At 68.1% G+C, this 23105-nt stretch carries 29 protein-coding genes; 17 read left to right on the forward strand and 12 right to left on the reverse strand.

Annotated elements, in window-relative coordinates:
- Positions 1-34: 34 nt before the first annotated feature.
- The gene (locus AC07NI_RS19590) at positions 35-244 is read left to right on the forward strand and encodes a hypothetical protein (RefSeq protein WP_494622158.1); all 210 of its coding nucleotides are present in this window, start codon (positions 35-37) and stop codon (positions 242-244) included.
- A gap of 2 nt (positions 245-246) precedes the next feature.
- The gene (locus AC07NI_RS19595) at positions 247-495 is read left to right on the forward strand and encodes a hypothetical protein (protein WP_494622160.1); all 249 of its coding nucleotides are present in this window, start codon (positions 247-249) and stop codon (positions 493-495) included.
- A gap of 78 nt (positions 496-573) precedes the next feature.
- Here the strand turns inward: AC07NI_RS19595 and AC07NI_RS19600 are convergent, their stop codons facing one another.
- The 3 genes from AC07NI_RS19600 to AC07NI_RS19610 are packed head-to-tail and all read right to left on the reverse strand — an operon-like array spanning position 574 to position 1873.
- Positions 574-786: a ribbon-helix-helix domain-containing protein gene (locus AC07NI_RS19600; RefSeq protein WP_494622279.1), complete on the reverse strand. Its 213-nt coding sequence runs from the start codon at positions 784-786 to the stop codon at positions 574-576.
- Between the two features lie 3 nt (positions 787-789).
- Positions 790-966, reverse strand: a complete 177-nt coding sequence (locus AC07NI_RS19605) for a DUF4169 family protein (RefSeq protein ID WP_494622162.1) — start codon at positions 964-966, stop codon at positions 790-792.
- Positions 967-970: 4 nt separating this feature from the next.
- Positions 971-1873: a DUF6807 family protein gene (locus tag AC07NI_RS19610; RefSeq protein WP_494622163.1), complete on the reverse strand. Its 903-nt coding sequence runs from the start codon at positions 1871-1873 to the stop codon at positions 971-973.
- A 147-nt stretch (positions 1874-2020) separates the two neighbouring features.
- On the opposite strand from AC07NI_RS19610, the gene AC07NI_RS19615 reads away from it, so the two are divergent.
- Together AC07NI_RS19615 and AC07NI_RS19620 are read left to right on the forward strand one after the other, a co-directional pair.
- Positions 2021-2257: a DUF2171 domain-containing protein gene (locus AC07NI_RS19615; RefSeq protein ID WP_494622165.1), complete on the forward strand. Its 237-nt coding sequence runs from the start codon at positions 2021-2023 to the stop codon at positions 2255-2257.
- Between the two features lie 112 nt (positions 2258-2369).
- On the forward strand, positions 2370-3005 hold the full coding sequence (locus tag AC07NI_RS19620; RefSeq protein ID WP_494622167.1) for a glutathione S-transferase family protein: 636 nt from the start codon (positions 2370-2372) through the stop codon (positions 3003-3005).
- Here the strand turns inward: AC07NI_RS19620 and AC07NI_RS19625 are convergent.
- Complete coding sequence (locus AC07NI_RS19625) at positions 3002-3799, reverse strand: SDR family NAD(P)-dependent oxidoreductase (RefSeq protein ID WP_494622169.1); 798 nt, start codon at positions 3797-3799, stop codon at positions 3002-3004. The genes AC07NI_RS19620 and AC07NI_RS19625 overlap by 4 nt on opposite strands.
- 2 nt (positions 3800-3801) lie before the next feature.
- On the reverse strand, positions 3802-4383 hold the full coding sequence (locus tag AC07NI_RS19630; protein ID WP_494622171.1) for a carboxymuconolactone decarboxylase family protein: 582 nt from the start codon (positions 4381-4383) through the stop codon (positions 3802-3804).
- A 158-nt stretch (positions 4384-4541) separates the two neighbouring features.
- Between AC07NI_RS19630 and AC07NI_RS19635 the strand changes: the two genes are divergently transcribed.
- Entirely contained in the window at positions 4542-4994 is a 453-nt protein-coding gene (locus AC07NI_RS19635; protein ID WP_494622173.1) for a hypothetical protein, read from the forward strand.
- Positions 4987-5193, forward strand: a complete 207-nt coding sequence (locus AC07NI_RS19640; RefSeq protein ID WP_494622175.1) for a helix-turn-helix transcriptional regulator — start codon at positions 4987-4989, stop codon at positions 5191-5193. Before AC07NI_RS19635 ends, AC07NI_RS19640 begins: the two co-directional genes overlap by 8 nt.
- 5 nt (positions 5194-5198) lie before the next feature.
- Here AC07NI_RS19640 and AC07NI_RS19645 read toward each other — a convergent pair whose 3' ends face one another.
- The 4 genes from AC07NI_RS19645 to AC07NI_RS19660 form a co-directional block, all read right to left on the reverse strand.
- Complete coding sequence (locus AC07NI_RS19645) at positions 5199-5459, reverse strand: hypothetical protein (RefSeq protein WP_494622177.1); 261 nt, start codon at positions 5457-5459, stop codon at positions 5199-5201.
- Between the two features lie 10 nt (positions 5460-5469).
- Positions 5470-5634: a hypothetical protein gene (locus AC07NI_RS19650; RefSeq protein ID WP_494622179.1), complete on the reverse strand. Its 165-nt coding sequence runs from the start codon at positions 5632-5634 to the stop codon at positions 5470-5472.
- Between the two features lie 130 nt (positions 5635-5764).
- Entirely contained in the window at positions 5765-6967 is a 1203-nt protein-coding gene (locus AC07NI_RS19655) for a pyridoxal phosphate-dependent aminotransferase (protein WP_494622181.1), read from the reverse strand.
- 133 nt (positions 6968-7100) lie between these two features.
- Positions 7101-7769: an AAA family ATPase gene (locus tag AC07NI_RS19660; protein WP_494622183.1), complete on the reverse strand. Its 669-nt coding sequence runs from the start codon at positions 7767-7769 to the stop codon at positions 7101-7103.
- Positions 7770-7996: 227 nt separating this feature from the next.
- Here AC07NI_RS19660 and AC07NI_RS19665 point away from each other — a divergent pair, with 227 nt between their 5' ends.
- Complete coding sequence (locus AC07NI_RS19665; RefSeq protein WP_494622185.1) at positions 7997-8716, forward strand: TVP38/TMEM64 family protein; 720 nt, start codon at positions 7997-7999, stop codon at positions 8714-8716.
- On the opposite strand, the gene AC07NI_RS19670 is transcribed toward AC07NI_RS19665, so the two are convergent.
- On the reverse strand, positions 8679-9344 hold the full coding sequence (locus AC07NI_RS19670) for a TetR/AcrR family transcriptional regulator (RefSeq protein WP_494622187.1): 666 nt from the start codon (positions 9342-9344) through the stop codon (positions 8679-8681). The genes AC07NI_RS19665 and AC07NI_RS19670 overlap by 38 nt on opposite strands.
- A gap of 50 nt (positions 9345-9394) precedes the next feature.
- On the opposite strand from AC07NI_RS19670, the gene AC07NI_RS19675 reads away from it, so the two are divergent.
- The gene (locus AC07NI_RS19675) at positions 9395-11350 is read left to right on the forward strand and encodes an alkyl/aryl-sulfatase (RefSeq protein WP_494622189.1); all 1956 of its coding nucleotides are present in this window, start codon (positions 9395-9397) and stop codon (positions 11348-11350) included.
- A 236-nt stretch (positions 11351-11586) separates the two neighbouring features.
- Complete coding sequence (locus tag AC07NI_RS19680) at positions 11587-13161, forward strand: 2-isopropylmalate synthase (protein ID WP_494622191.1); 1575 nt, start codon at positions 11587-11589, stop codon at positions 13159-13161.
- Between the two features lie 78 nt (positions 13162-13239).
- On the opposite strand, the gene AC07NI_RS19685 is transcribed toward AC07NI_RS19680, so the two are convergent.
- Entirely contained in the window at positions 13240-13713 is a 474-nt protein-coding gene (locus tag AC07NI_RS19685; RefSeq protein WP_494622193.1) for a hypothetical protein, read from the reverse strand.
- Between the two features lie 127 nt (positions 13714-13840).
- Between AC07NI_RS19685 and AC07NI_RS19690 the strand changes: the two genes are divergently transcribed.
- The 8 genes from AC07NI_RS19690 to AC07NI_RS19725 all read left to right on the forward strand — a co-directional run bounded on the left by AC07NI_RS19690 (position 13841) and on the right by AC07NI_RS19725 (position 22105).
- Entirely contained in the window at positions 13841-14416 is a 576-nt protein-coding gene (locus tag AC07NI_RS19690; RefSeq protein WP_494622195.1) for an O-methyltransferase, read from the forward strand.
- A gap of 3 nt (positions 14417-14419) precedes the next feature.
- Positions 14420-15298 carry a DMT family transporter gene (locus AC07NI_RS19695; protein ID WP_494622197.1) on the forward strand — a complete coding sequence of 293 codons (879 nt, stop codon included), beginning with the start codon at positions 14420-14422 and terminating at the stop codon, positions 15296-15298.
- A gap of 339 nt (positions 15299-15637) precedes the next feature.
- Positions 15638-16681, forward strand: a complete 1044-nt coding sequence (locus AC07NI_RS19700; RefSeq protein WP_004623009.1) for a rod shape-determining protein — start codon at positions 15638-15640, stop codon at positions 16679-16681.
- A 50-nt stretch (positions 16682-16731) separates the two neighbouring features.
- Entirely contained in the window at positions 16732-17835 is a 1104-nt protein-coding gene (gene mreC, locus AC07NI_RS19705) for a rod shape-determining protein MreC (protein WP_494622200.1), read from the forward strand.
- Entirely contained in the window at positions 17832-18347 is a 516-nt protein-coding gene (locus AC07NI_RS19710; RefSeq protein WP_494622202.1) for a hypothetical protein, read from the forward strand. The genes mreC and AC07NI_RS19710 overlap by 4 nt, the downstream gene beginning before the upstream one ends.
- A gap of 4 nt (positions 18348-18351) precedes the next feature.
- On the forward strand, positions 18352-20409 hold the full coding sequence (mrdA, locus tag AC07NI_RS19715; RefSeq protein ID WP_494622204.1) for a penicillin-binding protein 2: 2058 nt from the start codon (positions 18352-18354) through the stop codon (positions 20407-20409).
- Entirely contained in the window at positions 20406-21563 is a 1158-nt protein-coding gene (gene rodA, locus AC07NI_RS19720; RefSeq protein ID WP_494622206.1) for a rod shape-determining protein RodA, read from the forward strand. The genes mrdA and rodA overlap by 4 nt, the downstream gene beginning before the upstream one ends.
- Positions 21563-22105, forward strand: coding sequence for a GNAT family N-acetyltransferase (locus AC07NI_RS19725; RefSeq protein ID WP_494622208.1), 543 nt, complete (start codon positions 21563-21565; stop codon positions 22103-22105). Before rodA ends, AC07NI_RS19725 begins: the two co-directional genes overlap by 1 nt.
- On the opposite strand, the gene pip is transcribed toward AC07NI_RS19725, so the two are convergent.
- Positions 22098-23087, reverse strand: coding sequence for a prolyl aminopeptidase (pip, locus tag AC07NI_RS19730; RefSeq protein ID WP_494622210.1), 990 nt, complete (start codon positions 23085-23087; stop codon positions 22098-22100). The two genes, AC07NI_RS19725 and pip, sit on opposite strands and share 8 nt — an antisense overlap.
- Positions 23088-23105 lie beyond the last annotated feature (18 nt).

Genomic DNA, 23105 nt, shown 5'->3' on the forward strand with positions numbered 1-23105 from the left:
CAACGCAACAGCGCCGAAGGGCGAGGAGACTCTCATGGCCGAAGGAACCAGCAGTGGCGGCGGTAACAGTGGCTTGGCGTTCATCGTCGGTGGGCTTGTCGTCATCGTCGCCGTGCTCGCCTTCTTCATGATGTCCGGCGGCATGACACAGAAGAAGCGCGTCGACGTGAACATCTCGGCCTCGGCGCCGAAGCTTCCGGACGCGCCGAAGCTGCCCGAAGCGCCGAAGGCTCCGGGGAGCTGATCATGGCCAAGAGCCTCGCTCATCAGGGATCGCACCAAGATAGTGGCGGGGTCCTGGCGGCTCTGCTGGTGGTGGTTGTCGTCGTCGCGGCCGTCTGGGGCGCCTGGAGGCTGGGCGTGATGGCCGGCGACCAGGCTGACTGGCGCCAGAGCCTGCCGGAGCTGTCCCGGACCCTGCGCCAGGCGCCGAACCCGCAACCGCCGCCGATCCCGACGCAGCGGCGGCCGACGGTCACGCCGGAAGCGCGCTAACTCAAATCTGTCATCCCGGGCGAAGACCCGGGACCGCAATAGGCTCTGAGCTTCCGGCGGTCCCGGCTCTACGCTTCGCTACGGCCGGGATGACATGTTGAGCGCGAATACTCGGCACGCGGACGCCAACGGCCGCTCCCCGCGCTCCAGGTCGATCCGCTGGATCAACCCCGCCAGGCTCACCGCCTCATCCGCAGCCGCGCGATCCAGCACCGCCCAGAACTCCGGCTCCAGGGCCAGCGAGGTCGCGTGGCCGGCCAGGTTCACCGAGCGCTTCTTCAAACCAGCCAGCGGTCAGTCCTCGCGCTTGGCGCCGTCGAGGTCGCGCTTGAGCTTGTCGGCGCGAGCGGCGTCCAGGGTCTTCTCGCCCTTGGTGCGGCCGAACTTGGCGCGGTTCTCGGAGGCCCGAGCCTTGTCGTCGGCCTTGGCCTTGGCCTTGCGGGCCTGGTTCAGATTGATGATGTCGGCCATGGGCTTAGGGGAGCTTCTTCTTCGGAGCGGGACGAATGACCAAGGTTTCCTGCAGATGCAGCGCCTCGTCCTTCTTGAGGACCAGCGGCGCCCGGCCGGGGAAGACGCAGTTCTGCATCGAGCGGTCGTTATACAGCATCCAGCGCGTCACCGCCTGACCATTGGCCTTGCAGGCCAGCCCCACCGCCCAGGCGGGCGCGGCCTCGCCGGTCCAGGCAAAGCCCATGTTCGCGCCGGCGTCGATCGCCGCGCCGTTCGGGACGATCGTCTTGCCGCCCGAGGCGAAGGCCAGATGCTTGGGATCGACCAGCCGGATCGAGAAGCCGCCGAAGCCGCGATCGTCCTCGCTGCCGCCCAGGCCCAGGCTGTCGACGCGTGAGGTGATGGTGGTGTCGAACTCCACCCGCCGCGCGCCGGCCTTCAGCGGCCGGACGGTGACCTTGGTGGTTTCGCTGGCGACATAGGCCAGCTCGGGTCCGGAATTGACGATCCAATCGACATCGACCGTCAGGGTCCCGCCGCCGTCAGCGTCGCCCAGGAAGTGCTTCTCGCGGACGAAGTAGGACAGGCCCTTCATGTACCAGCCGTCGGCGACGGTCTTGCCACCCGTCTGGACCTTCATCCAGGCCCACCAGACGCCGCGCTGGTGCGGGTGGTCGCCGGGCTTGTCCTCGGTCAGCGCTGTCCCGTCCGGGGCGTAGAGCACGCCGACATAGTTGGAGCGGCCGGGCTCGGCGGCCGGGTCCAACGGCTTGGTGCGATAGACCAGCACGGTCTTGCCGGCCTCGGTCAGGGTCACCGCGTCGTCGGCGAACACGGCGTCGACCCGCTTGCCGATGGCGGGATCAGCGAGCGCGGGGCCGGCGGTCAGCAGCAGGGCAGCGGCGAGAAGGGCGCGAAGGCGCATCGGTCGTCCTCGGATGTCTCGGAACGTATCAAGAACAATCCATGCGTGCATGGCAAGTGAAACTTGGCCCCTGAAACTTAGCTGGTGGCGTGGCCGTTTGATGTCCCGAGGGACCGAGAAGGTCCCGCTTAACCCAGGAGACGACAGATGATCGACCTCTCGCAGATCAAGGAACACCACGAAGTCGTCGGCTCGGACGGCGGCCACGTGGGTCGCGTGGACCACATCGCCAATGGCGAGATCGAGCTGGCCAAGCTGGACCTGGGCGGCGGCTTCAAGCACCACCTGATCCCGCTGTCGTGGGTGGAATATATCGATGACGACAAGGTCCACCTGGCCCTGACCAAGGACGACGCCAAGGCCCAGTGGCGCGAAAAGCACTGAGCCTGAGCGCTCCGTGATCCAGAGGCCTCCGCCCAGCCAGGGCGGGGGCCTTTTGCTTGACCACCCTCCAGAAGCAGCCGCCTATGCCGGCGCATCAGACGGGGAGGGTTCGATGTACACGCTCTATGGTTCGCCCAGCACGGCCGGCACGGCCATCCACTGGATGCTTTTGGAACTGGGCGTGCCGTTCGAAGCTCGTTTGCTCGACTTCGACAAGGCTGAGCACAAGACGCCGGAATATCTGGCGCTCAATCCCGACGGCGTGGTGCCGACCCTGATCATCGATGGCGCGCCGGTCACCCAGATGGCCGGCATCGCCACCCTCCTGGCCGAGCGCCACCCGGAAGCCGGTTTCGCGCCGCCGCTGGGTACGCCCGAGCGGGCCGAGTATCTGAGCTGGACCCTGTGGCTGGCCAACAGCTTCCAGCCCAATTTCCGCGCCTGGTTCTATCCGCACGAGCCGGCGGGCGGCGAAGCCCAGGATGCCGTCCAGGCCACGGCCCGCGAGCGGATCGAGGCTGGCCTGGCGCGGCTTGACGCCCGCCTGGCCGACCGCGACTACCTGGTTGGCGACCACTTCACGACCGTGGACCTGTTGGCGACCATCCTGTGCCGCTGGACGCGCAACATGCCCAAGCCCGCGACGGCGTGGCCGAACCTGAAGCGCTATCTCGACGTCATCCGCCAGCGTCCGGCCCTGCGCGAGGTCCATGTCCGCGAGGGCCTGACCGACTGGATCGACGGCTAGCCGATCCGGCTGGACATGCCGCCATCGACCGGCAGCACGACGCCCGTGACGAAGCGGGCCTCGTCGCTGGCGAGATAAAGCGCGGCGTAGGCGGTGTCCCAGGCCGTGCCCATGGCGCCGCCCAGCGGCACGCGGCCGCTGCGGCTGGCGCGGACGGCCTCGACGCTCTGGCCGGTCATCTCGGCGATGCCGGCCACGGCCATCGGCGTGTCCATCAGCCCCGGCGCGACGGCGTTGCAGCGTACGCCCTTGCCGGCATTGGCCTGGGCGACGCTGGCGGTCAGGCGGTTCACTCCGGCCTTGGAGACCTCGTAGGCCAGCTGGTTGCCGCCCGCGATCCCGGCCAGGGACGAGATGTTGACGATCGCGCCCGTGCCTTGCTCGCGCAGGACGGGGAGGGCGGCGCGGGTCACCCGCCACAGACCTTTCAGATTGACGTCGAGGATGCGTTCGAAGGCCTCCTCGGTGAGCTTGTGAGCGGGGCCGTCACCGCCGCCCCCGATGCCGACATTGTTGACCAGGATGTCGAGGCCGCCGAGCCGAGCCTGGGCGGCCGCGACGATAGCCTCGCCGGCGTCGGCCTTGCGGATGTCGGTGGCCAGGGCGTGGGCGGTCCCGCCCTCGGCGGCGATCAGGGCGGCGGTATCCTCGGCGCGGTCGAGGTGGCGATCGACGCAGAGGACGCTGGCCCCCTCGCGAGCGAACAGCAGCGCGATGGCGCGGCCGTTGCCGATGGTCTCGCCCGGCGTCTGGCCGGCCCCGACGACGATGGTGCGCTTACCCTCCAGACGCATGCTCAGAAGGCCTTCAGGTCGGGATCGAGGGTCTGGCCGGCGTCCAGCTGCACCCCGAAGGTGTTCAGCAGCATCGAGACCTGGGTGTACTGGCCGGCGGTGAAGACCACGTCCATGGCCTGCTTCTCGCTGAAGTGGGCTCGCAGCGCCTCCCAGGTCGGCGCCCCGACGAAGTGGTCGTGGTGTAGCTCGTCGGTCGCCTGGATCAGGGCGGTGTCGGCGGGGCTCCAGCCGGCGGCGGGGCCAGTCTTCAGCCGTTCGATCTCGTCATCGGTCAGGCCGCAGCGCCGGCCGATCTCGGCGTGCTGGGTCCATTCGTAGCCGCTACGACAGAGAAAGCCGGTGCGCAGGATGACGATCTCGCGCTCGCGGGGCGGCAGGTCGTTCTTCTTGGAGAGGACGTAGTTGCCCCAGGCCAGGAACGCCTTCAGCGCCTTGGGCGCGTGGGCCATGGTCCGGAAGATGTTCAGCACCGGCCCGGCCGGGATCACCCCGCCGCCGCCCAGGGGACCCAGCACCTCGGCCTGTTCGGGCGTCCATTCCGCCGGATCGAGCGGGCGGATCCTGGGCTCGGACAATCTCACGGCGCATCTCCCTCTTATGTCATTGCCGGTATTTCGGACGAGGCGCGGCGGGGCGTCAAACATTTGTTCGAGTTGTCTGCGGCGGACCTCTTGCCGCCGTGTAACGTGAAGGTTACATGTAACCTCGACGTTACATCATCGCTGGGGGGGAGAAACCGATGAGCGAAGTGAGTCTGGTCGAGAAGGCCGAGCGGCTGTCCAAGCGGCGGGCGCGGATGTTCGCGGTCCTGGCTGTGTTCTTTCTGGGCCTGCAGACGGTCTACATCTCGAACGGCGCGCTGCACGAGAACACCGCGCTGGCGCATTTCAAGCTCGGAGCGTGGGCGGTGAACGCGGTGCTGCTGCTGGTCGCCCTGGCCACCGGCGGCGGTTTCTTGCAGGGGCGCGATGTGCGCCAGTTAATGAACGACGAGACGACTTTGGCGCACCGCCGCATCGCCATCGCCTGGGGCTTCTGGGCGATGATCGCGACGGGCTTGGGCCTTTACTTCCTCAGCCAGTTCGAGGAGGTGACCACCCGCGAAGCGCTGCACATGGTGATCACCTTCGGGACCGCCGTGCCGCTTCTGGTGTTTTCGTATCTGGAGCGGCGCGCCCTACGCGATGCATGAACGGCTGAACAACCGCCTGCGTGACGTCCGGACGGCCAAGGGGCTGACCCAGGCGGACCTGGCCGAGCGGGCCGGGGTCTCGCGCAAGACGATCAATACGGTCGAGAACGGGGTCTTCGTGCCCTCGACCATCCTGGCCCTGACCCTGGCCAAGGTGCTGGAGACGAGCGTCGAGGCGCTGTTCCAGCTACCGGAGTAGGAGGATCATCGGCCCCCGCCGGTGATCTCCTTGATCAGAGCCTGGACCGGCGCCTTGCCGTTGTTGTTCCAGACCAGTTTCATGAAGGCGAGCGTGCGCTCGGCGGCGTCCTCGAACTTCCACTCGCAGTTCTCAAAGCGGCAGTTGTCGAAGATCGGCGCTTTGCCGCCGGCATAGATCAGCCGGCAGCCGCGGAATTCGCAGCCCGAGAAGTGCTCGCCGTCCAGCGAGACCGTCTCGTGGTTGTACATCGTCGAATGAGTCACAAGGGATCTTTCAGTTGTCGTCTTGGTCCCGGGGAGGGGCCTCATCCGACTGTGCGGCCTGCTTGGCCGCGGCTTTCTCGGCGGCCTTTTCGGCGGCCTTGCGCGCTTTCTGGCGCTCGCGCTCTTGGCGCTCGAAGGAGTAGTTGGGTGTGCGCGCCATGTTGGCGACCTCCATTTGGCCGCCAAGCGCGACAGGTTTTCTTAGCGCGCTTCCGGCGCTTCGGTTTCGATATCGAGACCGAAGCGGGGAGAAAACGCAAACCGCCGATCCGACCAAGGACGGACCGGCGGAGCGATAGGGATGACTACTTCACGCTGGCGCAGAAGCGCTGGATACGCGAGCAGGCGTCTTCCAGCACGTCGTTGCTGGTGGCGTAGCTGATGCGGAAGAACGGCGACAGGCCGAACGCCGCGCCGTGCACGACGGCCACGCCCTCGGCTTCCAGCAGTTCGCCGGCGAAGTCCTCGTCGGTCTCGATGACCTTGCCCGACGGCGCGGTCTTGCCGATCAGGCCGGCGCACGAGGGATAGACGTAGAAGGCGCCTTCCGGCGTCGGGCAGCTCAGGCCGGTGGCCTGGTTCAGCATCGACACGACCAGGTCGCGGCGCTCCTGGAACAGCTTGGCGTTCGGCTTGATGAACTCCTGGGTGCCGTTCAGGGCCTCGACCGCCGCGTGCTGCGAGATCGAGCAGGGGTTGGAGGTCGTCTGGCTGATCATCTTGGCCATGGCCTTGATCAGCGGCTCGGGACCGGCCGCGTAGCCGATGCGCCAGCCGGTCATGGCGTAGCCCTTGGAGACGCCGTTCATCGTCAGGGTGCGGTCGTAGAGCTTGGGCTCGACCTGGGCGATGGTGGTGAACTCGAAGTCGTCGAACACCAGGTGCTCGTACATGTCGTCGGTCAGCACCCAGACCTGCGGGTGGCGCAGCAGCACGTCGGCGATGGCCTGCAGCTCGGCGCGCGTATAGGCGCCGCCCGAGGGGTTGGACGGGCTGTTGATGATCAGCCACTTGGTCTTCGGCGTGATCGCCGCTTCCAGCGCTTCCGGCGTGATCTTGAAACCGCTCTCGGCGGTGGTCTCGACCGACACGGGCGTCCCGCCGGCCAGCAGGGTCATGTCGGGGTACGACACCCAGTACGGCGCGGGGATGATGACTTCGTCGCCCGGGTTCAGGGTGGCGACCAGGGCGTTGTAGATCACCGGCTTGCCGCCCGGGGCGACGTGGACTTGGGCAGGCTTGTACTCCAGGCCGTTCTCGCGTTTGAACTTGGCGCAGATGGCGGCCTTCAGCTCGGGCATGCCGTCCGGGTCGGTGTACTTGGTCTTGCCGTCCTGGATCGCCTTGATGGCGGCGTTCTTGATGTTGTCCGGCGTGTCGAAGTCAGGCTCGCCCGCGGAAAGGGCGATCACGTCACGACCGGCGGCTTTCAGCGCGCGCGCCTTGGCGCTGATGGCGATGGTGGCCGACGGTGCAATGCGCCGCAGTGCGGCGGACTCGAGCGACATGGTGCAGGACTCCCCTGTGCATGATGGTCCGACAGACGGGACCGTTTCAGGATTGCGGGGGTCTTTACGCGCCCGTTCGCTGCGGCGCAACGCGGTTAGGCGACATTCTGGTGAAGGTCGGAAAAGAGCGCCTTCAGGCCTGGTTGGCGGCGAGGGTCTTGACCTGGTCGCCCAGCAGCATCGGCGCGATCAGGTCCCATAGGCGCGAGATCTCCTCGGCGGCGGCCGAGCCCGGCTCCCATTCGCAGACCGAGCGGCCGTGGGCCACCGACTGCTGGAAGGCGGTGCGGGCGCGGATGCCGACCGAGGCCAGCGGCATGCCGACGAAGCGCAGAGCCTCGGCGGCCTTGATCACGGCCGGCGGCTCGGCGCCGTTGCGGCGCGAAGGGGCCTGGCTGAGCACGATGATGCCCTTCTTGCCCAGACGGCGCACGGCTTCGGCCGAACGCACCACCGAGGCGATGTCCAGGAAGGTCGGGCGGCAGACCAGCACGCACAGGTCGGCGCAGTTGATGGCTTGCAGCACGTCGGCTTCCGGCGCGGCGGGGGTGTCGATGACCAGGGCGTCGAAGTCGCCGTGCTGGGCCTGGGTCTGGGTCGAGAACAGCTTGCCGGCGTTGATCTCGGCCAGCAGCGGACCGTCGCCGGTGCGGGCGCGCAGGGAGTCCGACGCCGACCGCTGGGGATCGATGTCGGCCAGCATGATCTTGAGGCCCGCCAGGTGGGCGGTGATGGCCAGGTTGATCGACAAGGTGGTCTTGCCGGCGCCGCCCTTGCGCGAGATCACAGCCAGGGTCTTCACTTTAGAACTCCCTATCAGGCCAAGGTTTTCGACCCTTGCAGCCTGTGGATAAGTAACGCTGTCATGTGAAGGAACCGCAACCGATTTGTCGTGGCGGGCGAGTCTTAATGTCCCCGGATCGCGTTCGGCGGAGTCGGTCGGAAATTCGCCCGTTTCGTTTGCACCTGTCCCGCCGCTGTTTCGGCGGCGTCGCTTGACCCTGGGCGGCGCCTGCGCGAGGAGGGACCGTGATCCGCCGCATACTCGACTTCGTGACCAATATGGACGCCCGCGCCTGGCGCACGGTGGCGGTCTCGTTCGTGCTGTTCGGCGGGGTGGGCGTGGTCTTCCTGTTCGGCGCGCAGCTGCTGGGCGTCAACGGCGAGACGGCGGTCGAGCACTGGCTGGGCGCGGCCAGCGGGCCGTGGGCTCTGCCGATGGCCGTGGCGGCCTTCGCGATCATGGCCTTCCTGGGCGTGCCGCAGTTCGTGCTGATCGCCGCGGCGGTGGTGGCCTTCGGGCCGTGGACGGGGTTTGCCTACAGCTGGATCGGCACCCTGGTCTCGTCCCTCGTCGGGTTCTGGCTGGGCCGGGCCTATGGGGCCAGGATCCTGCGCGACTTCGCGGGCGAGGGCGTCAACAAGTTCATGCGGATGATCGGCAAGAACGGCTTCATGGCCAGCCTGATCGTGCGCCTGGTGCCCTCGGCGCCGTTCATCGTCGTCAATATGGCCGCCGGCGTCACGCCGATGCGCCTGCGCGACTTCGCGGCCGGCACCGCCATCGGCATCATCCCGAAGATCGCCCTGACCGCCTTCGCCGGCAATTCGATCGTCCAGGCCATGAAGGGCGGCGGCAAGCAGCACATCGTCATGATCGCCCTGGCCATCGTCATCTGGCTGGGCATGGGCCTGGTCAGCCGCGCCTGGCTCAAGCGCCGTGAGGCGGGGGAAGAGCAGGAGGGCTGAGGCCCGCTGCTGTGTAGGTGGCTTCGCGCCACGCCCGGACGATCTCGCCGAACCAGCGCGTGCGCGTGGCGTCGTTCATGCCGTCGGTCTCCTCGACCCCGGCGGCCCAGGCCTCGATCACGAACGGCATGAAGGTGCGGGCGGCGTGCTTGCAGGTCGCGCGCTGGGTTTCGGACGCGCTTTCCGGCGGCGCGACGAACGGTTCGATCAGCTTGGTCAGCAGGGCTTCCAGGGCTTCGCGCCAGACGGCGGCCTCGGGCGCGCCTCTCGCATCACGTAATAATAGGAGCGCCAGCTTCGGGTTAGGGCGGGACATCTCAACCAGCCGCGCGATGCTGGAGCCGTAGCCGCCCCAGGGTCGGCCCGCGTCGGCCTCGATCCGGGCCAGCATCTCGCCGAACAGGGCGTCGATCAGGCTCTGGCGCGAGGGATAGAGCCGGTAGATCAGGATCTTGGCCACGCCCATGCGGTCGGCGACGTCCTGCATGGTGGCGACCTGCAGGCCCTTCTCGGCGAACACCTCGACAGCGGCCTCCAGCACGGCCTGACCGCGCGCGGCCTTGTCCACCCGGGGCTTGGGCTGGCCGGGACGTCCACGGGGGACAGGGGCTTTCGCGACTCCGCTCATGGATGCTATGTAGAATGAAACTATAAAGTCTCAAAATGCGGAGGCACGGGATGCGCAAGGGGATGCTGGCGGCTAGTGTCGCGGTTCTGGCGATGGTCGCGGGGACGGCCAGGGCAGGGGACCCGGCCAGCGCGATCACGGCGGACAAGCAGAAGGCCTTCGCCGCGACCCTGCCGATGGGCGACCGCCAGGACTTCGCGTTCGCCGACCAGGGCTTCCTGGGCACCCGCGTCGATCCGCTGATCAAGCGCGCCGACGGCCAGGCGGCCTGGAACCTGGCGGCCTACGACTTTCTCAAGGGCGAGCCGCCGGCGACCGTGAACCCCAGCCTGTGGCGGCAGGCGCAACTGCTGTCCAAGCACGGGCTCTTCAAGGTCAGCGACCGCGTCTACCAGGTGCGCGGCTTCGACATCTCCAACATCACCTTCGTGCGCGGCGACACAGGCTGGATCGTCATCGACCCACTGACCATGAAGGAGACGGCCCAGGCCGCCCTGGAGCTGGTGAACGACAAGCTGGGCAAGCTGCCGGTCAAGGCGGTGATCTACACCCACAGCCACAGCGACCACTTCGGCGGCGTGCGCGGCGTCGTGGACGAGGCCGACGTCAAGGCGGGCAAGGTGGCCATCGTCGCCCCCGAGGGCTTCATGAAGGAGGTCGCCGCCGAGAACATCCTGGCCGGCAACGCCATGAGCCGCCGGGCTCAGTACCAGTTCGGCATCATGCTGCCGCCGGGCGTCGAGGGGCAGATCACCTCCGGCATCGGCCAGACGATCGCCCGGGGTTCGATCACCCTGATCCCGCCGACGGTCAGCATCGACCATACGGGCCAGGAGCTGACGCTCGACGGGGTGAAGATCCGCTTCCAGTACACGCCCTCGACCGAGGCCCCGGCCGAGATGAACCTCTACTTCCCGGACCTGCGCATCCTGGACATGGCCGAGAACGCCAATGTCTCGATGCACAATATCCTCACGCCCCGGGGCGCGCTGGTCCGTGACAGCAAGGCCTGGGCCGACGATCTGACCGAGTCCATCCGCCTGTTCGGCGACGTCTCCGACACCATGATCACCAGCCACGGCTGGCCGCGCTTCGGCGGGGCGGTGGTCAAGGACTTCCTGGCCGATCACCGCGACGCCTACAAATACCTGCACGATCAGACGGTGCGGATGATGAACCTCGGCATGACCGGCGACGAGATCGCCGCGAAGATCGAGCTGCCGCCGACGCTCGCCAGGGACTGGTTCAATCGCGGCTACTACGGCTCGATGAGCTTCAACAGCCGGGCGGTCTACCAGCGCTACATGGGCTTCTATGACGCCAACCCGGCGCACCTGGTCCCGTCGCCGCCGGCCGACGCGGGCAAGCGCTACGTCGCGGCCATGGGCGGGGCGGCCAAGGTCAAGGCGATGGCCAAGGAGGCGGCGGGGAAGGGCGACTACGCCTGGGCCGCCACCTTGCTGAACCACGCGGTCATGGCCGACGACGCCGACAAGGAGGCCAAGACCCTGCTGGCGGCCGCCTACACGCAGATGGGCTACCAGACCGAGAACAGCCTGTGGCGGAACATCTACCTGACCGGGGCCGACGAACTGCGGGGCGGGGTGCGCAAGCTGCCGACCTCGATGACGCCGATGGACATGCTGGCGGCGCTGGACAGCGCCATGATCTTCGACGTGCTGTCGGTGCGCCTGAACCCCGACAAGGCCAAGGACGCCCACCTGCGGATCGTCTTCGTCTTCCCGGACCGGAACGAGCGGTTCCTGGTCGAGGTCCGCAATGGCGTACTGGTCGCCCAGCCTGCGGGCGAAGGCGAGAAGACCGACGCTACCCTGACCGTGGCCCGGCCGGTGTTCCTGGAGTCCCTGTTCACCGGCAAGTCGCTGCTGCCGAAAATCCTGAGCGGGGAGGTCAAGCTTGAGGGCGATCGCGCGGCGATGGGCCGGATGACGGGATGGTTTGACGCCTTCCCCACCGACTTCCCGATCGTTACGCGCCCAAATTAATTCCGACATGGAATAAACTTGCGCCAGCTGCGACGGATCGCGCGGCTGGCGCAAATTGCTTGCTCGATTCTAGGGCGATGTGTAGAAAGTGCGCCATGACCGTCGCGCGCAAGCTGCTTCCGCTTCTGCTTACCAACCCCTGGGCGCTCTAGGGGCCGCGCTTCGTCGTGGCCGGGCGCACAGGGGATGATTGACCCGCAGCCCGCCGCAGACACCCCCATTCGACGAGTATTTCCATGACTTCCGCAACGCCCGCCGCTTTTGAAAAGCGCGACAACGTCGTCATTTTCGACACCACCATGCGCGACGGCGAGCAGTCGCCCGGCGCCTCGATGTCGCTGGAAGAGAAGCTGGAACTGGCCAAGATCCTCGAGGAGATGGGGGTCGACATCATCGAGGCCGGCTTCCCGATCGCCTCGAACGGCGACTTCGAGGCCGTCCGCGAAGTGGCCAAGATCGTCAAAAACTCGACCATCGCCGGCCTGTGCCGCGCCCACCAGGTCGACATCGACCGCTGCGCCGAGGCCCTGAAGCCGACGCAGCGCGGTCGCATCCACGTGGTCATCGCCACGTCCGACCTGCACATGAAGCACAAGCTGCAGATGGAGCCGGACGCCGTCATCGACATCATCGCCCGCTCGGTAACCCACGCCCGCAACCTGCGCGACGACGTCGAGTGGTCGGCCGAGGACGCCACCCGCAGCGACCGCGAGTTCCTGCGTCGCGCCACCGAGACCGCCATCAAGGCCGGCGCCACCACGATCAACCTGCCCGACACTGTCGGCTACACCTATCCGTCCGAGTACGCCGACCTGTTCAACTGGATGGTCAACAACGTCGAGGGCGCCGACAAGGTGGTCTTCTCGACCCACTGCCACAACGACCTGGGCCTGGCCGTGGCCAACAGCCTGGCCGGCGTGCAGGGCGGGGCGCGCCAGATCGAGTGCGCCGTGAACGGCCTGGGCGAGCGCGCCGGCAACGCCGCGCTGGAAGAGATCGTCATGGCCCTGAAGGTGCGCGGCGACCGTCTGCCCTACCAGACCGGCATCGACACGACGCACATCACCCGCGCTAGCCGCTACGTCTCGGCCATCACCGGCTTCCCGGTGCAGTACAACAAGGCCATCGTCGGCAAGAACGCCTTCGCGCACGAGAGCGGCATCCACCAGGATGGCATGCTCAAGAACCGCGAGACCTACGAGATCATGACGCCGGAGTCGGTGGGCCAGGCGCCCTCGAGCTTGGTCATGGGCAAGCACTCGGGCAGCCACGCCTTCCGCGCCAAGCTGAAGGACCTGGGCTACGAGCTGGGCGAGAACGCGCTGAAGGAAGCCTTCGGCCGCTTCAAGGACCTGGCCGACCGCAAGAAGCACGTCTACGACGACGACATCATCGCCTTGGTCGACGACGCCCTGGCGCGCGGCTCGGAGAAGATCCGCGTCTCGCACCTGCGCGTGGTGGCCGGCACCGACGGCCAGTCGGCCGAGCTGACCCTGGACGTCGACGGCGTCTCGAGCACGGCGGAAGCCACCGGCGATGGTCCGGTCGATGCGGTGTTCAACGCCATCCACAAGATCGTGCCGCACAGCGCCGCGCTGCGCCTGTTCCAGGTGCACGCGGTGACCGAGGGCACAGACGCCCAGGCCCAGGTCTCGGTGCGTCTGGAAGAGGATGGCCGCATCGCCACCGGCGCGGCCGCCGACACCGATACGCTCACGGCCTCGGCCAAGGCGTATGTCAACGCGCTGAACAACCTCTTCGCGCGTAAAGAGAAGAGCCGTCCCGAGGCGGCGATCGCCAGCGGCTTCTAGGCCAAACGGAAAAACCCGGCCGTTCGTGACCGGCCGGGTTCCCCACAAGCTCCCTATTCGGAAGCGCGTCGCGAGCCTTTAGGCCGCGCGACGGTTGCTGAATGGCCGCGTGGCCAGGATCTCGGCGCCCAGGTGCGCCTGGGGCTGCACGTCCATGCCCAGCTCGCGCAGGCTGTCGGCCAGGGCGCGACGGGGCAGCTCGTCCAGCAGGGCGCTGGCGTCGACCACCAGCGTGCCGCCCGGGCGCAGCATGGTGTAGGTCGCCGCGACGATCGCGCGGGTGTCCTGCAGCGTCTGGCAGTCCATGACCAGCAGCACGTCGCTGCGCTCGTCGGCCGCGCCACAGGTGGCCCGGCGGGCGGCCTCGACGCGCTGATAGCCGCGACGCCACAGCTGGCACATGGCTTCGCCCGCGCCTGGTCCGGCGACGGCCACGAAGCACAGCGGCGTGGCCTCGGCGAGGTCCAGCATGCGGTCCAGGGCGGGATTGATCCCCTCGGTGGGCACACCCAGCAGGAACTGGGCGGCCTGACGAAGCGGGTGGGGCGACATGGTCGGTGAAACCTTCTTCTGACTGGTCCGCGAGTCGGGCCGACCCGGTGTTTGTGCGTCCAACGCCCGCAAGGGCTCCATTCGGAAACAGGCCCTTTCGCATAAGGGCCGCGTAAGGAACGACGTGATGTTCGGCGACAATTCCAGCGCCGCCCCGGCCGCCTGGGGCGAGATCCAGGCGCGCACGGCCGCGCTCGGCTTCGACATGCCTTCCGAGGCCGACACCGGGGCGCTCCTGCGTCTCCTAGCCGCCTCCAAGCCCGGCGGGCGAATGCTGGAGCTGGGCACCGGCACGGGCTTGGCCACCGCCTGGCTGCTGGCGGGCCTGGACGCTTCAGCGAGGCTAGTCAGCGTCGATGTCGACCCCGTGGTCCAGGACGTCGCCCAGACGCTCCTGAAGGACGACCGCCTGCGCTTCGTGCTGGCCGATGGGCTGGACTATGTGCTGGCACAGCCGCCGGGGTCGTTCGACCTGATCTTCGCCGACGCCTGGCCCGGCAAGTACGAAGCCCTGGACCAGACCCTGGCGCTGCTGAAACGCGGAGGGCTGTACGTCATCGACGACATGCTGCCCCAATCCAACTGGCCCGAAGGCCATCAGGCGCGGGTTGACGATCTGGTCGCGCGGCTGGAAAGCCATCCCGATCTGGTCGTCACGCGCCTTGCCTGGGCGTCCGGCCTGATCGTCGCGGCGAGGCGCTGAGCCATGATCTGGATCCCCATCACCATCGTCGCCACGGTCTTCCAGGTGGCGCGCAACGCCGCCCAACGCTCGGTCATGGGCGGGGCGGGGCCCTGGGGCGCGACCCTGGTCCGGTTCCTGTTCGGCCTGCCGTTCGCCGCCCTGTTCGCCGGGATCGTCGTGCTGGCGACGCCGGGGCTCGACTTCCATCCGCACGCCCGGTTCTGGATCGCCTGCTTCGCCGGCGCGATGTTCCAGATCGGCGCGACGGCCGCCATGCTGACGGCGATGCACCGCTCGTCCTTCGCTTTGGGGACGGCCCTGCAGCAGAGCGGCCTGCCGTTCGCGCTGATCTTCGGAGCCCTGGTGTTCAAGGACCATGTCGGGCCGATCGCCTGGGCCGGCGGACTTGTGGCGACCGCGGGGCTGGCCGCTTTGTCCTGGCCGCGGGGCGAGGTGGCCATCCGCCGGGGCGCGGTGCTGGCGGGCCTGACCTCGGGCGCGTTCTTCGCGCTGTGCGCCAACTGCTTCCGTCAGGCCGCCCTGGCTCTGGACGCAGGCCATCCGCCGGCGGCTGCCTTCACCACCGTCCTGGTCGTCCAGGCCATCCAGACGGCAGTGCTGGGCTCCTGGCTGGCCTGGCGCAATCCCGACGCCCTCAAGGCGGTGGTCGCCGCCTGGCGTCAGTCGCTGGGCGCGGGATTCTGCGGCGCGGCGGCCTCGGGCCTGTGGTTCACGGCCATGAGCCTGTCGCCCGTGGGGCCGGTGAGGGCGGTCGGGGTGGTCGAGATGCCCGTCGCCGCCCTGGCCGGGCGTCGTCTGTTCAAGGAGCGTCTGACCCTGTTCCAGATGGCCGCTGGCGGCATAACGGCGGTCGGGGTCGTCATGGCCGCGCTCGGCTAGATTTCGCCATGTTCGGGTGCTTGGCGACCTTGGCCGCAAAAGCCTTCGATAACCCCGCTAATAGACCTTGAATTCAACGCTTTCGCAGGGCAAACGGGCGGGCGTCGGCGTGCTTTTGGCCGTTCGGACGACGGCGCGGCCAGGGGGCGGCGCTCCCGTCGAGCGTCAAGGCGTGTTGACCGGATCGAATCCGCCAAATGCGGGAATCATGTTGTCCTCGCATTGAATTGAAGTAGGAGCCTTTTTCTCTCCGCCGACGCCGTCTTCTGAACGGATCAGGCTCCTCTTCCTCGATCTGAAGTCCGTTACGCCCCTCATACCCCTCAGTCAGGGCTTTCAATGTTCTCTTCCCTCTTCGGCGTGATCTCGAACGACATCGCCATCGACCTCGGCACGGCCAACACCCTCATCTACATGAAGGGCAAAGGGATCGTTCTGAATGAACCGTCGGTGGTCGCCCTGCGTAACGTCGGCGGTCGCAAGATCGTCCACGCCGTGGGCATCGAGGCCAAGCAGATGCTGGGTCGCACCCCGGGCCACATGGAAGCCATCCGCCCGATGCGCGACGGCGTCATCGCCGACTTCGAAGTCGCCGAGGAGATGATCAAGTACTTCATCCGCAAGGTTCACAACCGCAAGGGCTTCGTGAACCCCAAGGTGATCGTGTGCGTGCCGTCGGGCGCCACCGCCGTGGAACGCCGCGCCATCAACGACAGCTGCCTGAACGCCTCGGCCCGTCGCGTCGGCCTGATCGACGAGCCGATGGCCGCCGCGATCGGCGCCGGCCTGCCGATCCACGAGCCGACCGGCTCGATGGTCGTCGACATCGGCGGCGGCACCACCGAGGTGGCCGTGCTGTCGCTGTCGGGCATCGTCTATTCGCGCTCGGTCCGCGTCGGCGGCGACAAGATGGACGAGGCGATCATCAGCTACATGCGTCGCCACCATAACCTGCTGATCGGCGAAACGACCGCCGAGCGCATCAAGAAGGAAATCGGCACCGCCCGCGCGCCGGCCGACGGCGAGGGGCTGTCGATCGACGTCAAGGGCCGCGACCTGATGCAGGGCGTGCCGCGCGAAGTCCGCATCTCGGAAAAGCAGGCCGCCGACGCCCTGGCCGAACCGGTCGGGCAGATCGTCGAAGCCGTGAAGGTGGCCCTGGAAGCCACCCCGCCGGAACTGGCCAGCGACATCGCCGACAAGGGCATCATGCTGACCGGCGGCGGCGCGCTGCTGCGCGGCCTGGACGCCGAGATCCGCGACCACACCGGCCTGCCGGTGACGGTGGCAGATGACCCGCTGTCGTGCGTGGCCCTGGGCTGCGGCAAGGTTCTCGAGCATCCGAAGTGGATGAAGGGCGTCCTGGAATCCACCCTGGCCTAGGCGTAGGGTTCCTCTAGAGACGCCTCGGGGGGCGTCGGGAGATAGAGTTCGTGCCCTTTCGCGAAGGTCCCCTCGGCGACCTGAAAGTGCCGCTTACCTGGACGGCGGCGGTGGCCCTGATCGTGGCGGCCGTCATCGCCGTCGCGTTCCTGCTGGCCGATCGTCGCGAGACCCTCCAGGAGCAGGCCTACGGCGTCACCCGCCAGACGGTGGACGTCGTGTCCAAGCCGGTCAGCGGCGCCATCGCCGCGCCGGGCCGCTGGACGGGCCTGGGCCTGGACTTTGTCCGCAGCTACTTCTTCACGGCCTCGGAAAACCGCCGGCTGAAGACCGAGCTGGCTGAGATGCGCCAGTGGCGTGACCGCGCCCTCGATCTCCAGGACCAGAACGAGCGTTTCAAGAGCCTGCTGGGCCTGCGCACCGATCCGCCGATCCCGATGGCCTCGGCCCGCGTCGTGGCCGACAGCCGTGGCCCCTTTGCCAACACCCGCCTGGCCGACGCCGGTTCGGAGCGCGGCATCGAGGTCGGTAACCCGGTCCTGAACGAGCGTGGCCTGGTCGGCCGCGTGGTCGGCGTGGCCGGCGGCGTCAGTCGCGTGCTGCTGCTGACCGACATCGCCTCGCGTACGCCGGTGATGATCGACCGCACCAACGCCCGCGCCATCCTGACCGGCGACGGCGGTCCCAATCCGAAGCTGGAATATCTGCGCGGCGTCGATCCGATCCAGCAGGGCGACCGGGTCGTGACCTCCGGCGACGGCGGCGTCGTGCCGCGCGGCCTGCCCGTGGGCGCGGCGGTCAAGGGCCTGGACGGCCGCTGGCGCGTGGTGCTGTTCGCCGACCAGTCGTCGATCGACTACATCCGCATCCTGCTGTTCAAGGACTTCGCCCAGCTGGCCGACGAGAAGCAGCTGGAAGCCAAGACCCTGCCGCCGGTGACGACCGAGGACCCGCAGACCTCGATCCTGTCGGCGCCCACCCCGCCGCCCGCGCCGAAGCCGGCGACGACGACCACGACTCCGCCTGCTGGCGCGACGACGACGGCGACTCCGCCCGCCGCGACCCAGGCCAAGCCCGCCGCGCCCAAGCCGGCGGCTCCGAAACCGGCCGCGCCCAAGCCCGCGACGCCCGCGCCCATGGGAGCGCCGCGATGAGCATGAGCGGCGGCCGCGCCCTCAATCCAGTCCGCTGGCTGGGCGTGCCGATGGCGCTGTGCATGCTGGCGACGGTGTTGTTCGCCGCGCCGATCCGTATCTGGGGCCTGCAACTGCCCGAGCCGGTGTTCGCCATGGTCCCGGCCTTCGCCTGGGCGATGATCCGGCCCTCGATCCTGGCCCCGTTCGGCCTGCTGGTCCTGGGCCTGTTCCTGGACATCTTCTGGGGCGGGCCGACCGGCCTGTGGGGCCTGTCGTTGCTGGTCGCCTACGCCATGGTGCTGATCCTGCGCAACGCCATGACCGGCCAGAGCCGGCCGATGATGTGGGCCTGGTTCGCGGGCGTCACCGGCATCACCATGATTGCCGGCTTCCTGTTCACCATGCTCGACAGCCTGGCCATGCCCAGCCTGCTGGCGGTGTTCTGGCAGTTCCTGGTCACCGCGCTGCTGTTCCCGTTCGCCCACCGCCTGGTCGATCGCTTCGAGGACGCCGACGTGCGGTTCCGGTGAGGCGATGAGCGAACCGTCCATCTTCTTCTTCGAGGTCAACGAGCGTCAGGGGGTCTTCCACCGGCGTGCGTTCCTGCTGGGCGGCATCACCGGCGCTGGCCTGCTGGCCTTGGGCGGACGCCTGGCCCAGCTGCAGCTGGTAGAGGCCCAGCGCTACCAGAAGCTTTCGGCCGGCAACCAGTTCAACTACCGCCTGGTGCCGCCGCCGCGCGGCCTGATCCGCGACCGCAACGGCGTGTCGCTGGCGTCCAACCGTCCAAACTTCCGGCTGATCATCAACAAGGACAAGGGCCTGGACGCCGAGAGCGTCATGGACGACCTGGCCAAGCTGGTGCCGATCGACGGCTCGCGCCGCGCCCGCGTGCTCAAGGAGCTGGACCGCGCCCCGCGCAAAGCCCCGGTCGTGGTGATGGAGGACCTCTCCTGGGAGGAGTTCAGCCGCGTCAACATCCGCGCCCCGGAACTGCCCAGCGTCACCGCCGACATGGGCGAGGTGCGGGTCTATCCGTTCGGCGGCGCCTTCGCGCACGTGATCGGCTATGTCGCCAAGGTCAGCGACCGCGACCTGACCGCCGCCAAGGACGACGCCACCCAGGACCAGGAACTGCTGCACCATCCGGGCTTCCGGATCGGCAAGCAGGGCGTCGAGAAGGCCTTCGACAAGGAGTTGCGCGGCCGCGCCGGCGCCACCAAGGCCGAGGTCGACGCGCAAGGCCGCGTCGTGCGCCTGGACCCGGCCGGCGACGTGCCGCCGACCCCGGGCAAGGAAATCCTGCTGACCCTGGACGCCGACATCCAGAACCGCGCCCTTGAGGTGATGGGCGAGGAGAGCGGCGCCATCGTGGTGATGGACATCCGAAACGGCGACCTGCTGGCCATGGTCTCGGCTCCCAGCTTCGACGCAAACCGGTTCGTCAAAGGCCTGTCGGGCGCGGAGTACAAGGCGCTGGCCGAGTACGAGCGCAAGCCGATGCTGGACAAGTCGCTGACCGGCGTCTTCCCGCCGGGCTCGACCTTCAAGCCGACCGTGGGTCTGGCGGCGCTGACCGCCGGCATCAATCCCGAGGTCCGCGTCAGCTGCGGCGGCAGCTGGTACTATGGCGGCCGCACCTGGCGTTGCTGGGAGCCGCGCGGCCACGGCTCGCAGAACATGCACGAGGCGATCAAGAACTCCTGCGACATCTACTTCTACCAGACGTCGCTGAAGATCGGTCCCGACGCCATCGCCAACGCGGCGCGGGCCATGGGCTTCGGCCAGATCTACGACATCGGCATTCCCGGCCAGAAGCGCGGCAACGTCCCCGATCCCGCCTGGAAGAAGCGGGCGTTCAAGAAGAATCCCGCCAACCAGATCTGGTTTCCGGGCGAGACGCCCAGCTACGGCATCGGGCAGGGGGCCCTGACGGTCAACGCCCTGCAGCTGGCGGTGATGACCTCGCGCCTCGCCAACGGCCAGAAGGCGCTGGTCCCGCGCCTGATCAAGTCGGTCGGCGGGGTGGAACAGCCCAGCGGCGCGGCCGTGCCCGACCTGCCGTTCTCGCAGGAGCACCTGAACTATGTCCGGGGTGGCATGGCGGCCGTGGCCAACGACGTGCGCGGCACCGCCTACAAGCAGAGCCAGCTGGGCCTGGGCGACGTGCAGATGGCCGGCAAGACCGGCACGGCGCAGGTGCGCAGCTATGACGGGGTCAAGAACCGCAAGGGCTACGCCACGACCTGGCGTCTGAAGGACCACAACCTGTTCGTGGCCTTCGCGCCCTATGACGCGCCGCGCTACGCCGTGGCGGTCATCATCGAGCACGGCGGCATGGGCGGCGCCACCGCCGGCGCCCCGCGCGCCCGCGAGGTCATGCGCGTGGCGCTGCTGAAGGATCCGGAGATCCGCGCCCGCATCGAAAATCCGACACCGCTGCCCGAGGCCGCCCCGGAAGACGTCATGGAAGGCGTCGCGCCGGAGGATCCCGTCGAAGGCGCCGCGCCGCCTCCGCCGGACGACACCGCTGCGCCGATCGTTACGCCGACAACGCCCCCCTCCACCAAGCCTCTGGGAGGCCACATATGACCTTGAGCGGCGGCCTTACCCGGCCGGGCGAACGCGACCGCCCGATCATCAAGTTCATGGAGGTCGACTGGACCTTCTGCCTGGTGCTGGCGATGATCGCCGGCATCGGCGGCCTGATGCTGTTCTCGATCGCCGGGGCTTCTTGGGAGCCCTGGGCCGACAAGCACCTGCTGCGCTTCGGCGTCTATTTCATCATCATGATCGCCCTGGCCATGTGCGACCTGCGCTGGTGGTTCGCGGCGGCCTATCCGATCTACATCCTCGGCCTGATCCTGCTCGTCGCGGTGGACCTGGTCGGCGACATCTCGCTGGGCGCCCAGCGGTGGCTGCAGTTGGGACCGGTGCGCTTCCAGCCGTCCGAGGTGATGAAGATCGGCCTCGTCCTGGCCCTGGCCCGCTACTATCACGGCCTGTCGTCCGACAGCGCCAGGCTGTCCTGGCGCTTGCTGATCCCGGCGGCGATGATCGGCGTGCCGTTCCTGCTGGTCGCCAAGCAGCCTGACCTGGGCACCGCCATCCTGATCGCCGCCACCGGCGGGGCGATCATGATGCTGGCCGGCCTGTCCTGGCGGATCATGGCGGCCATCGGCGCGCTCGCGGCCGTGGCCATCCCGCCCTTCATCCTGTTCGGCTTGCACGACTACCAGCGCAACCGGATCCTGACCTTCCTGAACCCCGAGCAGGACCCGTCCGGCGACGGCTACCACATCCTGCAGTCCAAGATCGCCCTGGGCTCGGGCGGCTTGCTGGGCAAGGGCTTCGGTCTCGGCTCGCAGAGCCAGCTGAACTTCCTGCCCGAGAAGCAGACCGACTTCATCTTCGCCACCCTGGCCGAGGAGTTCGGCTTCGTCGGCTGTTTCGGCGTGCTGTTCCTGTACGGCGCGGTGATCTTCATGGCCCTGCGCATCGCCTCGATCAGCCACAGCCACTTCGGACGCTTGGCGGCGGCCGGAGTGACGGCGACCTTCTCGCTGTACGTGCTGATCAACGGGGCCATGGTCATGGGTCTGGCCCCCGTCGTCGGCGTGCCGATGCCGATGCTGTCCTATGGCGGCACCGTCATGCTGACGGTCATGGTCGGCTTTGGCCTCGTCCAGGCCGTGCGCGTGCACCGCTACACCGAAGTGACCAGCGGCAAGGGCTCGTTGATGTAATGGCCGGCGGCGAGGCGGAACTGCTGCCCGTCCTCGTCACGCCGCGCCTTCGGCTCCGCTGTTTCCGCGAGAGCGACGCGCCGGCCCTGTCGGCCAACCTGACGCCCGGCGTGGTGCGCTGGCTGGCCTCCTGGCCCGATCCCACCCCGATCGATCTCGCCGCCGCCCGCATCGCCGAGGCGCGGCAAGGCGTGCGCGACGGCTGGCATGTCGGCTATGCCATCGAGCGGCTGGAGGACGGGGCGATGATCGGCGGCTTCGGCGGCGGCGCGCCCGATGGCAGTGTGGAGATCGGCTATCACCTGGCCGAGCACGCCCAAGGCCAGGGCTACATGCTGGAGGCGGCGAGGGCGGGCCTGGCGTCGATGTGGGACCTGCTGCCGATCGAGACGATCGAAGCCCAGGCGCACCCGGACAACGCCGCCTCGCGGGCGATCCTCGCTAAGTTAGGTATGCGGGAAACCGGCGAGCGGCCGGTGTTCGCCTCGGCGCGAGACGCCTGCGAGCCCGGCTGCTGGTACGCGATCGACCGGCCTAGCTGACCAGCGCTGCTTCCGTCGCCCGCACCAGGCCGTCGATGACGCCCGGCTCGGTCGAGGCGTGGCCCGCGTCCCAGACGATGTCGAAGCGGGCTTCGGGCCAGGCCTTGTGCAGCTTCCAGGCGCTGTCCAACGGCGTGACGACGTCGAAGCGGCCCTGGACGATCCAGCCGGGGATGTGACGGATGCGGTCGATGTTCGCCAGGATCCAGCCGTCGTGGTCGAAGAAGCCCTTGTTGGTGAAGAAGTGGCACTCGATCCGCGCGAAGGCGATCGCGAAGTCCTCTTCATTGAATTTCGAGGGACGGGCCTCCGGGCCGCGCAGCGAGATGGTGTCGCCTTCCCACTGGCTCCAGGCGGCGGCGGCTTCCAGCTGAACGCGGCGGTCCGGGGCGACCAAGCGGCGGTGATAGGCGGCCATCAGGTCGCCGCGCTCGTCCTCGGGGATCGGAGCCAGGAACCGCTCCCAGGCGTCCGGGAACAGCATCGAGGCGCCTTCCTGGTAGAACCAGTTAAGCTCGCGGTCGGTCAGCAGGAAGATGCCGCGCAGCACCAGGCCATCGACCCGGTCGGGGTGCTTGATGGCGTAGGCCAGGGCCAGGGTCGACCCCCACGAGCCGCCGAACACGGTCCACTTCTCGACGCCCAGATGCTCGCGCAGGCGCTCGATGTCCTCGATCAGGCTCCAGGTGGTGTTGTCGTCCAGGCTGGCGTTCGGACGCGAGCGGCCGCAGCCGCGCTGGTCGAACAGGGTCATGCGCCATTTGGCCGGATCGAAGAACCGCCGCATGGTCGGATTGACCGCGCCGCCCGGGCCGCCATGCAGGATCACGCAGGGCTTGCCCCGCGGATTGCCGCATTCCTCGTAGTAGATTTCGTGCGGGCCGCCGGTGGGCATCCAGCCGAACGAGAAGGGCTCGACCTCGCGGAAGAGGCCGCGACGGCCAACGGAACTCATGGCGGCGGCGGAAGCGTTACGATCCATGAGACGAACCCTAACGTG

The sequence above is a fragment of the Caulobacter sp. GW821-FHT10E02 genome, assembly GCF_059415225.1.